The organism is Rhodococcus gordoniae, from assembly GCF_001646655.1.
Taxonomy (GTDB): Bacteria; Actinomycetota; Actinomycetes; order Mycobacteriales; family Mycobacteriaceae; genus Rhodococcus; species Rhodococcus gordoniae.
The window spans coordinates 1-14,478 of the sequence record NZ_LPZN01000013.1 but is presented as its reverse complement, the minus strand read 5'-3'; the positions used below and the strand labels follow the sequence as shown (position 1 = coordinate 14,478).

The window sequence follows — 14,478 nt, the reverse complement described above, 5'->3', positions numbered from 1 at the left end:
TCCTCATCCCACACTCGACGACAAAATTTGGCGGAGGCGGACGGGAATCGAACCCGCCCAGCCCAGATACTGGGCCACAACGGTTTTGAAGACCGCGACCGTCACCAGACGAGAACCACCTCCGCGCTCACCCTAACCGAAGTCGAGCCCTCGGTTACGGCACGCCCGTATGTTCGGTCGTATGACCGCACACGTCGACCTTCCCGAGGGCGCCATCCGACTCACCCAGTACGCGGCCGGCGGCGGCTGCGCGTGCAAGGTTCCGCCGGGCGAACTCGAACGGGTACTCGGTGGCCTGCAGGGTGGACGAGCGACCGGCGAACTGCTGGTCGGTGTGGAGAACGGCGACGACGGCGCCGCGGTCCGGATCGACCCCGCACCCGACGGGAGCGGACGGGCCGTCATCGTGACGGCCGACTTCTTCACCCCGGTCGTCGACGATGCCTACGACTGGGGCCGCATCGCCGCCACCAATGCCATGTCCGACGTCTACGCGATGGGCGGCACGCCGATCGTCGCGGTCAACCTCCTGGGCTGGCCGCGCGAACTCATCCCGTTCGAACTCGCAGCCGAGGTGATGCGGGGCGGTGCCGACGCGTGCGCCGAGGCGGGTGCTCATCTCGCCGGAGGGCACAGCATCGACGACCGCGAACCGAAGTACGGACTGGCGGTGACCGGGCTCGGCGATCCGGATCGCCTGCTGCGCAACGACGCTGCGACACCCGGCCTGCCGCTCACCCTCACCAAGCCACTCGGCCTCGGCATCCTCAACAACCGTCACAAGGCCACCGGCGAGCGGTTCGAGGAGGCGGTAGCGGTGATGACGACCCTCAACCGCGAGGCCGCGCAACTCGCCCACGCCGCAGGTGTCCGCGCCGCCACCGACGTCACGGGTTTCGGTCTGCTCGGCCATCTGATGAAGATGATGCGGGCCAGTGGCACGACCGCCGTGCTCGATGCCGCGGCCGTGCCGTACGTCGCGGGAGCGCGCGAGTCACTCGCGGAGGGTTTCGTGCCCGGCGGGAGCCGTCGCAATCTCGACTGGGTGCGCGACGAGGTCGACTCCGAGGTGGACGACGACGAACTGCTGCTGCTCGCGGATGCTCAGACATCCGGCGGTCTCCTGGTCGTCGGGGAGATCCCCGGTCATCCGGTGATCGGCGAGGTGATCCCCGCGAGCGAGCACGCGATTCGGGTGCGCTGACCCCGACGACCGTCGGACATGCCGACACACCTGCACGGGATCCGGATTACCCGGCACGAAGCGCGGGTAGACGGTAGCTTCGGAAACGACAGCGCAGGAAAGGAGCACCGATGACGGAGAAGGACACGTCCCTGCCCTGGCCCGTCCTGCGCCAGTTCCTCGGTAAAGACCTGCTCGGGCGCGGCAGAGCCGCGCGTTCCCGTCGTACCGACGAGATCGAACCGCGCACCTCCACCGCCGATCGTGTCGCGCGCAGCGTGTGTCCCTACTGCGCTGTCGGATGCGGACAGAAGATCTTCGTCAAGGACGAACGGATCGTCCAGATCGAAGGTGACTCCGACAGTCCCGTGAACCGCGGACGGCTGTGTCCCAAGGGTTCGGCGAGCAAGAATCTTGTCACCAGCGAGCTGCGCGAGACCAAGATCCGCTATCGCCGGCCCTACGGCACCGAATGGGAAGATCTCGACCTCGACACGGCCATGGAGATGGTCGTCGATCGCGTGCTGAAGACCCGTCGCGAGACGTGGCAGGAGTTCGACGACAAGGGCCGCCGTGTCCGGCGCACGATGGGCATCGCCAGTCTCGGCGGTGCGACGCTGGACAACGAGGAGAACTACCTCATCAAGAAGCTGTTCACAGCGATGGGGGCGGTCCAGATCGAGAACCAGGCCCGTATATGACACTCCGCCACCGTCCCCGGTCTGGGGACCAGCTTCGGGCGCGGCGGCGCCACCGGCTATACAGCCGACCTGGCCAACGCTGACTGCATCATCATCCAGGGTTCCAACATGGCCGAAGCCCACCCGGTGGGCTTCCAGTGGGTCGTGGAGGCCCAGAAACGCGGTGCCAGCGTCATCCACATCGACCCGCGCTTCACCCGTACGAGCGCGGTGGCGGACAAGCACGTCCCGATCCGGGTCGGCAGCGACATCGCCTTCCTCGGCGGCATCGTGAACTACGTCCTGAGCAACGAGCTGGACTTCCGCGAGTACGTCGTCGATTACACGAACGCCGCGGTGCTCGTCAGCGACAAGTTCGAGGACACCGACGACCTCGACGGGCTCTTCTCGGGCTTCGACCCCGAGAAGCGGACCTACGATCCGACGAGTTGGCAGTACGACGTGGAGGACGAATCCGGCGACCTGCACACGTCGCAGGCCGACAATGCCGAGGAACACGCCGAGCATCGGGACACGGCCGCGGGCCTGCAGAACGAGTCGCACGGCATGCAGACGGCGAGCCACCCGAGGCGCGACGAGACCCTGCAGCACCCGCGGTGCGTCTACCAGGTGCTCAAGCGGCACTTCGCCCGCTACACCCCCGAGGTGGTCGAGCAGGTGTGCGGCGTCTCGCAGGAGGACTTCCTCGACGTCTGCCGCGCGTGGACCGAGAACTCCGGTCGGGAGCGGACGACGGCGCTCGTCTACAGCGTGGGCTGGACCCAGCACAGTGTCGGTGTGCAGTACATCCGCACCGGTGCGATCCTGCAGTTGTTGCTCGGCAACATGGGCCGCCCCGGCGGAGGCATCATGGCGCTGCGCGGTCACGCCAGCATCCAGGGATCGACCGACATCCCGACGCTGTTCAACCTGTTGCCCGGCTACCTGCCGATGCCCGATGCGAACAAGCACCACTCGTTCACCGATTGGGTCGACAGCGTCCGCAACCCGGGCAGCAAGGGCTTCTGGTCGAAGGCCGACGCCTACGCCGTGAACCTGCTCAAGGCGTACTGGGGCGACGCGGCGACCGCCGACAACGACTACTGCTTCGACCACATGCCGAAGATCACCGGCGACCACGGCACCTACCGCTCGGTGCTCGACATGATCGACGGAAAGGTCAAGGGCTACTTCCTTCTCGGTCAGAACCCGGCCGTCGGCTCCGCTCACGGGCGCGCCCAGCGGCTCGGGATGGCGAACCTCGACTGGCTCGTGGTGCGCGATCTGTTCGAGATCGAGAGCGCGAGCTTCTGGAAGGACTCCCCGGAGGTCGAGACCGGCGAGATCGTGACCGAGGAGTGCGCCACCGAGGTGTTCCTGTTCCCGGCGGCTTCCTACGCCGAGAAGGAAGGAACTTTCACCCAGACCCAGCGGATGCTGCAGTGGCGGGAGAAGGCCGTCGAGCCGCCCGAGGACTGCCGCTCGGAACTGTGGTTCTTCTACCACCTCGGCCGCATGATGCGGGAGCGTCTGGCCGCGTCCACCGACGAGCGCGACCGTCCGCTGCTCGACCTGGCATGGGACTATCCCGTACACGGGGAGCACGACGAGCCGAGTGCCGAAGCGGTGCTCATGGAGATCAACGGCTACGACGTCGCGACCCGGCGGCCGCTGTCGTCGTTCACCGAGATGAAGAACGACGGCTCCACGCTAGGTGGCTGCTGGATCTACACCGGGGTCTATGCCGACGGCGTCAATCAGGCCAACCGTCGCAAGTCCCGTCACGAGCAGTCGTTCGTGGCTCCCGAGTGGGGCTGGGCGTGGCCGATGAACCGCCGCATCCTCTACAACCGGGCATCCGCCGACCCCGAGGGCAGGCCGTGGAGCGAACGCAAGGCCTACGTGTGGTGGGACGAGGACGCACAGCAGTGGACCGGCGCGGACGTGCCGGACTTCGAGAAGACGAAGCCGCCGAGCTACCGCTCCCCCGACGGCGCCGACGGTGTCGAGGCGATCGAAGGGATCGATCCGTTCATCATGCAGGGCGACGGCAAGGGTGCCCTCTACGCCCCCCAGGGACTCGTCGACGGTCCGATGCCGACGCACTACGAACCGGTGGAGTCGCCGTTCCGCAATCCGCTCTACGCGCAGCAGGCCAACCCGACGCGCATGGAGTACCGGCGCGACGACAATCCGATGAACCCCTCACCGCCGGAGGAACACAGCGACGTCTTCCCCTTCGTGTTCACGACGAGTCGTCTCACCGAGCACCACACCGCCGGCGGGATGAGCCGCTATCTCGAACATCTCGCCGAACTGCAACCGGAGATGTTCGTGGAGGTCTCCCCCGCCCTGGCGGCCGAGCGCGGACTCGAGCACATGGGCTGGTGCCACGTGATCACCGCCCGCTCGGCGGTCGAGGGCCGGGTACTGGTGACCGAGCGGTTGCGTCCGCTGAAGGTCGAAGGCCGCACCGTGCACCAGATCTGGATGCCCTACCACTGGGGTGGCGGCGGCATGGTGACCGGCGACTCGACCAACGATCTGATCGGGATCACGCTGGACCCCAACGTGCTCATCCAGGAGAGCAAGGTCGGTACGTGCGACGTGCGGGCCGGACGCCGACCGAGCGGACCGGCGCTGCGGGAGTACGTCGAGGGATATGCGCGGCGGGCCGGGGTAACCGACGGTGTGTACCCACCCGTCGTCACGATCTCGGATGACGGACGCACTCCGGAGGAGGACGAGTGACCGGCCCCAACAGCTTCTTCGGACCGATCGACCCGGCACCCGATGCCGGGTACGAGAATCCACCGGCTCGCAAGGGCTTCTTCACCGACACCAGTGTGTGCATCGGGTGCAAGGCCTGTGAGGTCGCCTGCAAGGAGTGGAACGACGTTCCCGAGAACGCGTTCGCGATGCTCGGCACCTCGTACGACAACAGTCATTCGCTCAACGCGAACCAGTGGCGGCACGTCGCCTTCATCGAGCGCCCGGCCGAGAAGAAGCCGGCGGTGTCGCTGGGGATGCCGACCGTCGGTGCGGCACCGAGCGAGCGGCCGGACGAGGAGAAGCCGGACTTCCGGTGGTTGATGTCCTCGGACGTGTGCAAGCACTGCACCCACGCGGCCTGCCTCGACGTGTGCCCGACCGGGTCGCTGTTCCGCAGCGAGTTCGGCACGGTGGTCGTGCAGGACGACATCTGCAACGGCTGCGGATACTGCGTGGCCGCGTGCCCGTACGGTGTCATCGACCGCCGCAAGGGCCCGGAGGGCGACCCGAAGGTCGGTATCGCCCAGAAGTGCACGCTCTGCTACGACCGGCTCACCGACGGCCAGACACCGTCCTGCGCGCAGGCGTGCCCCACGGAGTCGATCCAGTTCGGCGACGTCGAGGAACTGCGTGCCCGCGCCGACGAGCGCCTGGCGGCCCTGCACGAGCGCGGTGTGAGCGAGGCACGGCTGTACGGCAACGATCCCGAGGACGGGGTCGGCGGGACCGGCGCCTTCTTCCTGCTCCTCGACGAACCGGAGGTCTACGGCCTGCCCCCGGACCCGGTGGTGACGACCAAGGATCTGCCGGAGATGTGGAACCGTGCTGCCGTCGCAGCCGTCGCGATGCTGGCGGGCGCCGCCCTGTCGTTCCTGAGGAGGCGCGGATGACCCAGGTGCAGCACGGCGGCAGCCCGGGCGATTCCCGCCGGGCCGGAGGCGGTCGCGGCGGAGACCGCGTGATGGTGCCGGAGGCCGATTTCGAGTCCTATTACGGGCGCCCGATCGTGAAACCGGCGCCGTGGGAACACGACATCGCCGTCTACCTGTTCACAGGCGGCGTGGCCGCGGGCAGCTCGCTGCTCGCCGCAGGCGCCGATCTGACGGGCCGCGCCGCACTGCGCCGGGTGGCCCGATTCGGTTCGCTCGCATCGCTGCTCGTGAGTGTCGGTGCCCTCGTCCACGATCTCGGCAAACCGAGCCGCTTCCTCAACATGCTGCGGGTCGCCAAGCCGACCTCCCCGATGTCGGTCGGTACGTGGATCCTGTCGCTGCACGGTCCGTTCGCGGGTGTCGCGGCGGTCGCGGAGATCGCCGAGATGCTGCCCTCCCGGTGGAAGCGGGGGCCGGTGCGACTCCTGCTCGCGCTCGGCCGACCGGCCGGGATCGTAGGGGCGCTGACGGCGCCGCCGGTCGCCGCCTACACCGGTGTTCTGCTGTCCGACACCGCAACTCCGGCCTGGCACTCCGCCTACAAGGAGATTCCCTTCGTGTTCTGCGGGTCCGCGGCGGCCGCCTCGGGTGGTCTCGGGCTGCTGGGCGCACCGCTTGCCGAGGCCGGACCGGCGCGTACCTTCGCCGTCGGCGGTGCGCTCGCCGAACTCGTGCTCGAGCAGCGGATGGAGGAGTCCATGGGCCTGTCGGCCGAGACGCTCCACCAAGGGCGGGCCGGGCGATTCATGAAGGCCAGCAAGGCATTGACGGTGGCCGGTGCGCTCGGGGCGCTCGTCGGCCGTCGCCATCGGGCGGTGTCGGCGGTGTCCGGTGCCGCACTCATGGTCGGTTCGCTGTGCACGCGACTCGGCGTCTACGAGGCCGGCATCGCATCGGCGAAGGATCCCAAATACACCGTCGTTCCCCAGCGTGAACGAGTCGATCGCGGGGAACCCGTTCGCTACCGCGGCTGAGATCCGGCTCGCGGGCAGAACGAAGGAGCACGCATGGACTCCGCCAAGCCCACGCGCGAACCACAGGGCGACACCGCGACGGCACAGCCTCCGGGCAGCTTCCGGTGGTTGCTCGTCGCCGGAGGTCTGTTGCTGCAGTTCTCGATCGGCGCGGTCTACGCATGGTCGGTCTTCGGTGGGGCCCTCGAGAGCGCCGACTCCTGGCAGCTCAGCACGGTCAAGGCGTCACTGCCGTTCACCGTCACCATCGGCATGATCTTCGTCGGCACCTATCTCGGTGGCCGCCTGCAGGATCTGAAGGGACCGCGCGTCGTCGCGCTCATCGGCGGGGTCATCTACGCCCTCGGCATTCTCCTCGCGTCGTTCACCAACGGTGCCGACGATTACTGGCTGCTCATCCTCGGATACGGTGTCATCAGCGGCTTCGGTCTGGGCTTCGCGTACATCGTCCCGATCGCCATGCTGCAGAAGTGGTTTCCCGACAAGACCGGTCTCATCACCGGGCTCGCGGTGGGCGGCTTCGGGTTCGGTGCGGTGCTCACCTCGCCAGTCGCGCAGTGGCTCATCGACCGGAACCCCGACGATCCCACGAGCGCCTTCCTGCCGCTGGGCATCGCCTACCTCGTGATGTCCCTCGCCGGCGCAGCGCTCTTCCGCAATCCGCCCGAGGGGTACACCGTGCCCGGTTACGAACCTGCTTCGAAGACCGGTGCCGGAGCGACGGGCGGCAAGGAGTACACCCAGGGAGAGGCACTGCGCACGCCCCAGTGGTATCTCCTGACCGCCATCCTCACCCTGTGTGTCACCGCAGGCATCTCACTGATCTCCCAGGCCAAGCCGAGTGCTTCCGACATCGCCGGCTTCAGCGCGAGCGGCGCGGCGGCACTCGTGGGCGCGCTCGCGATCTTCAACGGTGCCGGCCGGATCGTGTGGGCAGCGATCTCCGACCGCATCGGGCGGATGAGGACGTTCACCGCACTGCTCGTCCTGCAGGGCGTGTGCCTGATCGTGTTGCCGCACGCCGGCGGTGTCGTGCTGTTCTCGATCCTGGCCGCGATCATTTACCTCTGCTACGGCGGCGCTTTCGGCACCATGCCCGCCACTGCCGGCGATTTCTTCGGGGTCCGCAATGCCGGTGCCATCTACGGACTCATGCTCATCGGTTGGAGCATCGGCGGCATCATCGGCCCGATCATTGCGTCCACGCTGATCGGCGAGGACAAGGCCTATACCCTTGCCTACACCACGATCGGCATCATCGCTCTGGTGTCGGTGGTACTCACGTTGATCACCAAGGTGCCTGCGGCACGCCGAGAGTCCGTCCCGACACACTCCTGAACCCGGCTACCGCCCCGCCGGCTCACGCTCCGCGCTCTTCGTGGGCGTGCAACCACGACACGACCTGCGTGCGGGAGTGCACGCCGAGTTTGTCGAGGATCCGCTCGACGTGACCGTCGACGGTCCGGCGGGAGATGACGAGGCGGTCGGCGATCGCACGGTTGCTCAACCCTCCGGCGACGAGTGCCGCGATCTCCTGTTCCCGCTTCGTCAACGGTGATTTCTGTGAGACCGCGGCAGCTCGAGCACGCGGTGTCCGGGATTCGGGAGTCCCACCCGGTTCCAGTGCGCTGCACACGAGATCGCCGATGGTCGCGCCGACCTGCGAACCGAGCAGCCCGGAGAGTGTCGCTTCGTCCACGGCGTCCCGGAGGCGTCGTTCCGCGGCGAGCGAATCCTGCTCGATGTGCGGTCCGAACGCGGCGATCGTCGTACCGAGACGCTGCCATACCGTCCGTGCGGCCCCGAGCAGTCCCGCCGATTTCTCCGGGTCGCCTTCGGCGCCCGCCGACCACGCCAGCAGTTCGATCGACAACGCCGTGCAGATCTTGTCCTCGAAATCGCGCTGGATGATCAGGGCCTCGTTCGCCGCTTCGACCGCAGAGCCCAGGCGCCCGAGATGGAAGTGGGCGAGCCCGGAGACCCACAGCGCATAGGCCTTGTTCCACCGCTCGCCGTGCTGGTCCGCCATGTCGACGACATGAGCGCACGTCGCCAGGGCGTCGTCGAGTCGTCCTTCGTAGGTCTGCGCCATCGCCAGCTGGAACAGGCAGGTCAGGTGGGCGGCGTGATCGCCGTGCGCACGATGCACCCGGGCCGCACGGAGGTAGAGGTCGATCGCCTCGGCCGTCGCGCCGCAGAACAGGGCGTGCAGAGCACTCCAGTGATCGCAATGTGCCCGCAACCGGACGTCGCCGGATTCGTCCGCGATCGAACGACACTCGGCGAGGTGGACCGCCGCCCCGTCGCGATCACCCTGGATGAGCGCCGTCCACGCGGTCACCCACAGCACGTTGCCGCGCTCGCTGCTCGAACGCGGAAGTCGTTGCAGGATCCGCTCGAGCCGGGCCCGCCCGGTGGACAGGTACCCGCCCGCGATCCAGTGGTACCGCAGCGCGACGGCGAGCGCCGCCCCTGCGGCGAGTTCGTCGTCGTCCCGGATCGACCGGTCGAGCGCTGCCATGAAATCCGTGTGGTCGGCGCGCATCGACGACAACAGGGCGGATTGTCTCGGCCCGTACCAACTCTCGGCACAGCGACGGGCACGATCGAGATAGTGCTCGCAATGCCGCCGGTACAACCGCTCCCGCTCCTCGCGGACGTCGAGCAGTTCGTGACCGTACTCGCGCACGGTCACCAATTGCGAGTACCTCAACACCGACGACGAACGGTCGACACCCACGAGCGACTTCGCGATCAACCTGTCGAGCAGGTCGATGACCTGCTCGCTCGGCAGATCCTCGTCGGCGCAGACGGTCTCCGCGCCCTCGAGGTCGAAGCTGCCGGTGAACACCGACAACCGCGCCCACAACGTCCGCTCGGCATCGGAGCACAGTTCGTAGCTCCAGTCGATCAGGGCACGCAACGTCTGCTGGCGCGGCACCGCCACACGACTGCCTCCGGTGAGCAACGCGAAACGCCGGTCGAGTCGTTCGACGAGTTGCGCCGGAGACAACGAACGCAGGCGGGTCGCGGCGAGTTCGAGAGCGAGCGGAACGCCGTCGAGTGCAATGCACAGTTGCGCAACGGCATCGGCGTGGTCGTCGGTCACCTCGAAACCCGGGACCACCTGCCGGGCCCGGTCCACGAGCAGACCGACCGCTTCGAATCGTTCGAGATCCGCCGCCCTGTTTCCCGTCGACCGGCTCGGCGTGGTCAGAGGCGGAAGCACGTACTCCGCCTCCCCCGGCACACTCAGAGGCTCACGACTGGTGGCGAGGATCCGCACTTCCGGCGCATCACCGAGGACGGCAGCAACGAAGTCGGCCACGGTCCCGATCACGTGCTCACAGTTGTCGACCACGATCAGCATGTGCTTGTCGCGGAGATGGTCGACGATCTTGTCCATCACGGGCCTGGTGGACTGGTCGGTCACCCCCAGTGCGGCCGCCGCGGTCGAGGGAACGGATTCCGGGTCGCGCACGACCGCCAGGTCGAGCCAGCGGAACGAGTCGCGGAAAGCTCGCGATGTCCGCATCGCCAACTCCTCGGCCAACCGTGTCTTTCCCACACCCCCCGGGCCGAGGATCGTCAGCACACGGGTCCGCTGGAGGCACGACCGCGCCTCGTCGATCTCGCGACGGCGACCGACGAAGGTCGTCACCGAACGGGTGGGTCCCGATATGCGGGGCAGCGCAGATTCCGGGAGGGCAGATTCCGGGAGGGCAGATTTCGACAGGGCAGATTCCATCGTCACGCTTCTCAGTGATAGTGGGCCCAACATACCCGGGCGGTGGTGTGACGGCCAACACAGGTAGTGAATAGGGTAATTCACCCCGCGTCCTCGAGTGTGATCCGCGTCATCGTCGATGCAGACCTTCGGTTCACCCGCCGGAGCGACATCCCCGAGAGCGAGGAGCCAGGACAGATGACCACTTCGTCCAACACCCCCGACACCGACGTCGTCGTCGTAGGAGCCGGATTCGCCGGGTTGTACGCGCTGCACAAGCTCCGCGACACCATGAACATGTCGGTGCGCGTCTTCGAAGCCGGCGACGACGTGGGTGGAACCTGGTACTGGAACCGTTATCCCGGCGCCCGCTGCGACATCGAGTCGATCCACTACTCCTACTCGTTCGACGACGACCTGCAGCAGGAGTGGCAGTGGAGCGAGAAGTTCGCCGGGCAGCCGGAGATCCTCCGCTACCTGAACCACGTGGCCGACCGCTTCGACCTGCGGAGGGGAATCACATTCGGCACGCGGGTGATCGGCGTGCACTGGGACGACGAGAACTCGTGGTGGTCGGTCCGCACCGACACCGGCGAAACCGTGACGGCCCGGTGGTTCATCTCCGGTGCCGGTAACCTCTCGGTCCCCAAGAAGCCCGAGTTCGGGGGGATCGAGAACTTCCGCGGCGAAGTCCTGCTCACCGGCAACTGGCCGCACGAACCCGTCGACTTCACCGGCAGGCGCGTCGCGGTCATCGGCACCGGTGCCAGTGGAATCCAGGCGATCCCTGTGATCGCGCAACAGGCCGCGGAACTGGTGGTCTTCCAGCGCACACCGCAGTTCGCCACCCCGCTCGGGAACGGCCCGCTCGACCCGCAGGTGCTCGACGAGGCCAAGAAGGTCTACCCCGAACTGAGAGAGGCCGCGCGCAACCACTTCCTGGGTGTTCCGTTCGACCAGGTCCGGCCGTCGGCACTGGCCGTCGACGCCGAGGAGCGTCGGCGGGTGTTCGACGAACGCTGGAATGCGGGCGGGTTCCGCCTGTTCATCGACAGCTTCCAGGACATCCTCGTCGACAGGAAGGCCAACGACACCGCCGCCGAGTACATCCGCGAACGGATCCGGGAGCGGGTGCAGGACCCTGACAAGGCCGACAAGCTCGCACCCAGGGGATACGCCTACGCCACGAAACGTCCCCCGCTCGAGACGAACTACTACGAGGCCTACAACCGTGACAACGTGCAGCTCGTCGATGTGAAGAGCACCCCGATCAGCGAGATCACCGAAACCGGCGTGCGCGTCGGCGACCGTACCTACGAGGTGGACACCATCGTGCTCGCGACCGGCTTCGACGCGATGACCGGCCCGCTCATGGCCATGGACATCCGTGGACGCGGCGGACTGCGCCTGGCCGACAAGTGGGCGCACGGGCCACGCACCTGTCTCGGCATCATGATCGACGAGTTCCCCAACCTCTTCACGATCACCGGGCCCCAGTCGCCCTCGGTGCTCTACAACATGCCGCTGGCCATCGAAGATCATGTCGACTTCGCGACCGACGCGATCGCGTATCTGCGCGCACACGATCTCGACGTCATCGAACCCACCGCCGAAGCCGAAGCCGACTGGGTGCGCACCACCACCGAGATCGCCGAACAGACGCTGCTGCCGCAGACCGACTCGTGGTACATGGGCGCGAACATCCCCGGTAAACCGCGTGCCTGCATGGTCTATCTGGGCGGTGCCCCGACCTATCGGCAGACCTGTGCGGACATCGTCGAGGGCGGCTACGTCGGCTTCGACCTGGCCCCGGCACGAGCCACCGTCCCGGCCGCCTCGTAGCGCGCGCTTCTCCCCATCTCGGAAGGAAGATACCCATGGCACTCGACGAGCACGCCGCCGGCCTCATCACAGGACTCGAGCAGCAGGGATTCACGTCGTTCTCGCAGATGACGGTCGAGCAGGTCCGCGCCACGATCGCGACCTTCACCGACCTCCAACTCCCACCGCAGGACGTCGACCGCGTGGACGAGACCCACTACGAGAGCGACGGCATCCCTCTCCCCCTACAGATCTACACCCCCGGGGCCGACTCCGGTCCCCGGCCGGTGGTGCTCTACTTCCACGGCGGCGGGTTCGTCGCCGGCGACCTCACCGTGGTGGACGAACCGGCGCGGGCGATCTCCCGCGCCACCGGGGCCACCGTCGTGACCGCGGGATACCGCCTCGCGCCGGAACATCGGTTCCCCGCGGCGACCGACGATGCCTGGGCTGCGTTGCAGTGGGTCACCGCCCACATCGCCGAGTACGGCGGTGACCCGGACGACGTGGTGGTCATGGGCGACAGTGCCGGTGGCAATCTCGCGGCCGGTGTCACCTTGCGGGCCCGCGACGAGGGAGCGCCCGCGTTGCGGGGGCAGGTCCTGATCTATCCGGCTGTGGACCGGGCTGTGGACGTGCCCTCGCGCCGCGAGTTCGCCGAGGGATACATCATCACCGCCGCCGACATGGACTGGTTCCTCGAGCAGTACTTCGCGTCGGCCGAGGACGCAGAGAAGCCGTACGCACTTCCGGCTCGTGCCGAGCGTTTCGACGGCCTGCCACCGACCCTGGTGCTCACCACCGAGAACGAAGTGCTCCGCGACGAAGGTGAGCTCTACGGACAACGTCTACGGGAGGCCGGTGTGGACGTGACGATCCGCCGTTTCGACGGACTCGTACACGGCGCCTTCTGGATGTCGGGCGCGGTGCCGCGCAGCGGCGAGATGCGCGACGAGGTGGCCGGGTTCGTCACCCGTGTCACGACGGGCGTGCCCGCACGGTAGAGACCGCGTCTCGCTACTCCTCGGGAGGGGCCGAGCGATGCCGATCCGGCGTCGCCGGCCCTTCCTCGCGTTCGTCGTCGTCCCGCGCCGCGCGGGCGGCCTCCCGCATCTCGATCGCGTCGGTGATCCATTCACCGATCTCGCGGGTGACGTCCCGGACCGCTCCGGTGATGATCCCGGCGATCGCGCCGACGTGGGTGGCGGCCGACTCGGTGACCTCCTGGACCGTGTCCTTGTTACGCTCGAATCTTCCCACCATGTTCGACCCCCTCGATCGTGTCGTCCGCGAGGGTACCCGCATCGTCGAGCCGGCGATCGGTGGAGCGGTGACGTTGGATGATCACCTGCGACTCGGGTTCGGGCGCGAGCCAACCGGGTGGGAGGGCGAACTTGAAGATCTTCTTCCACACCGATGTCACCTGGGCGGTGAAGCCACCGGTGTTGTACGGAAGTCCGTGCTTCTCGCACAGCTCCCGCACCTTCGGGGCGAGCTCCGGATAACGGTGCGCCGGCAGGTCGGGGAACAGGTGGTGCTCGATCTGGTGCGACAGGTTTCCGGACATGATGTGGAACAGCGGGGAGCCGGTGATGTTCGCGCTGCCCAGCATCTGCCGGACGTACCACTCACCACGGGTCTCGTCGGCGGTCTCCTCCTCGGTGAAGGACTGCACACCGGACGGGAAATGGCCGCAGAAGATGATCGAGTACGCCCACACGTTGCGCACCACATTGGCGGTGACGTTGCCGAGCAGCGTCGGCACGAACATCGGGCCGCTCAGCAGCGGGAAGGCGACGTAGTCCTTGATCACCTGGCGACGGGCCTTGCGCCACCATCCCTTCGCGATCGGGATCACATGGCGCCACGACCGCGTGCCGGCGACGATCCGATCGACCTCGGCATCGTGCATCATCACGCCCCACTCGAACATGAACATGAGCACGGTCGCGTAGACCGGGTTGCCGAGATAGTAGAGATGCCACTTCTGCGCGGGGTCCATGCGCAGGATCCCGTATCCGATGTCGCGATCCTGACCGAGGATGTTGGTGTAGGTGTGGTGCAGGTAGTTGTGCGAGTGCCGCCACTGGTCCGACGGGCACACCGTGTCCCATTCGAATACACGCGAATTCAGCGACGGTTCGCGCATCCAGTCGTACTGGCCGTGCATCACGTTGTGCCCGATCTCCATGTTGTCGAGGATCTTCGACACGCTCAGCGCCGCCACGCCGGCGACCCAAGCGGGAGGGAGGAATCCGACGAACAACAGGCCGCGACCGGCGATCTCGAATCCACGTTGCGCCTTGATGATCCGGTAGAGATACTCGCGGTCCTCGTCGCCGAGGGAGGCGAGGGTCTGCTCACGCAGGGCGTCGAGTTCGCGGCCGAT

10 protein-coding genes and 1 tRNA gene are annotated in these 14,478 nt (G+C 67.3%); 7 read left to right on the top strand and 4 right to left on the bottom strand.

Translation table 11 applies throughout. From position 1 onward, the window contains the following. Nucleotides 1–28: 28 nt before the first annotated feature. Nucleotides 29–123 (bottom strand) — tRNA-Sec (locus tag A8G18_RS06965). A gap of 58 nt (nt 124–181) precedes the next feature. Here A8G18_RS06965 and selD point away from each other — a divergent pair. The 5 genes from selD (at nt 182) to A8G18_RS06935 (ending at nt 7,879) form a co-directional block, all read left to right on the top strand. Beyond that, nucleotides 182–1,204: a selenide, water dikinase SelD gene (gene selD / locus A8G18_RS06960; protein ID WP_064063398.1), complete on the top strand. Its 1,023-nt coding sequence runs from the start codon at nt 182–184 to the stop codon at nt 1,202–1,204. Nucleotides 1,205–1,314: 110 nt separating this feature from the next. Next, on the top strand, nt 1,315–4,614 hold the full coding sequence (gene fdh / locus A8G18_RS06950) for a formate dehydrogenase (RefSeq protein WP_245207794.1): 3,300 nt from the start codon (nt 1,315–1,317) through the stop codon (nt 4,612–4,614). Continuing rightward, the gene (locus A8G18_RS06945; RefSeq protein ID WP_064063291.1) at nt 4,611–5,525 is read left to right on the top strand and encodes a 4Fe-4S dicluster domain-containing protein; all 915 of its coding nucleotides are present in this window, start codon (nt 4,611–4,613) and stop codon (nt 5,523–5,525) included. Before fdh ends, A8G18_RS06945 begins: the two co-directional genes overlap by 4 nt. Then, a complete protein-coding gene (gene nrfD / locus A8G18_RS06940) occupies nt 5,522–6,541 on the top strand; it encodes an NrfD/PsrC family molybdoenzyme membrane anchor subunit (protein ID WP_064063290.1) in 1,020 nt (339 codons plus the stop codon). The genes A8G18_RS06945 and nrfD overlap by 4 nt, the downstream gene beginning before the upstream one ends. Before the next feature lie 33 nt (nt 6,542–6,574). After that, on the top strand, nt 6,575–7,879 hold the full coding sequence (locus A8G18_RS06935) for an L-lactate MFS transporter (protein ID WP_064063289.1): 1,305 nt from the start codon (nt 6,575–6,577) through the stop codon (nt 7,877–7,879). Nucleotides 7,880–7,901: 22 nt separating this feature from the next. On the opposite strand, the gene A8G18_RS06930 is transcribed toward A8G18_RS06935, so the two are convergent. Next, complete coding sequence (locus A8G18_RS06930) at nt 7,902–10,202, bottom strand: LuxR C-terminal-related transcriptional regulator (RefSeq protein WP_064063288.1); 2,301 nt, start codon at nt 10,200–10,202, stop codon at nt 7,902–7,904. Nucleotides 10,203–10,466: 264 nt separating this feature from the next. Between A8G18_RS06930 and A8G18_RS06925 the strand changes: the two genes are divergently transcribed. Both A8G18_RS06925 and A8G18_RS06920 read left to right on the top strand, forming a co-directional pair. Beyond that, complete coding sequence (locus tag A8G18_RS06925) at nt 10,467–12,110, top strand: flavin-containing monooxygenase (RefSeq protein WP_064063397.1); 1,644 nt, start codon at nt 10,467–10,469, stop codon at nt 12,108–12,110. Nucleotides 12,111–12,145: 35 nt separating this feature from the next. After that, on the top strand, nt 12,146–13,093 hold the full coding sequence (locus A8G18_RS06920; RefSeq protein ID WP_064063287.1) for an alpha/beta hydrolase: 948 nt from the start codon (nt 12,146–12,148) through the stop codon (nt 13,091–13,093). Nucleotides 13,094–13,106: 13 nt separating this feature from the next. On the opposite strand, the gene A8G18_RS06915 is transcribed toward A8G18_RS06920, so the two are convergent. Both A8G18_RS06915 and A8G18_RS06910 read right to left on the bottom strand, forming a co-directional pair. Then, the gene (locus A8G18_RS06915) at nt 13,107–13,352 is read right to left on the bottom strand and encodes a hypothetical protein (protein ID WP_026003588.1); all 246 of its coding nucleotides are present in this window, start codon (nt 13,350–13,352) and stop codon (nt 13,107–13,109) included. Continuing rightward, the coding region (locus A8G18_RS06910; RefSeq protein ID WP_064063286.1) for a fatty acid desaturase family protein at nt 13,330–14,478 on the bottom strand (1,149 nt) is incomplete at its 5' end. The genes A8G18_RS06915 and A8G18_RS06910, both read right to left, overlap by 23 nt.

What these genes read in the sequence shown, in the direction of transcription:
- selD (WP_064063398.1), top strand. Translation starts at nt 182, where the DNA reads ATGACCGCACACGTCGACCTTCCCGAGGGCGCCATCCGACTCACCCAG.
- nrfD (WP_064063290.1), top strand. Translation starts at nt 5,522, where the DNA reads ATGACCCAGGTGCAGCACGGCGGCAGCCCGGGCGATTCCCGCCGGGCC.
- A8G18_RS06935 (WP_064063289.1), top strand. Translation starts at nt 6,575, where the DNA reads ATGGACTCCGCCAAGCCCACGCGCGAACCACAGGGCGACACCGCGACG.
- A8G18_RS06925 (WP_064063397.1), top strand. Translation starts at nt 10,467, where the DNA reads ATGACCACTTCGTCCAACACCCCCGACACCGACGTCGTCGTCGTAGGA.
- A8G18_RS06920 (WP_064063287.1), top strand. Translation starts at nt 12,146, where the DNA reads ATGGCACTCGACGAGCACGCCGCCGGCCTCATCACAGGACTCGAGCAG.
- A8G18_RS06915 (WP_026003588.1), bottom strand. Translation starts at nt 13,352, where the DNA reads ATGGTGGGAAGATTCGAGCGTAACAAGGACACGGTCCAGGAGGTCACC.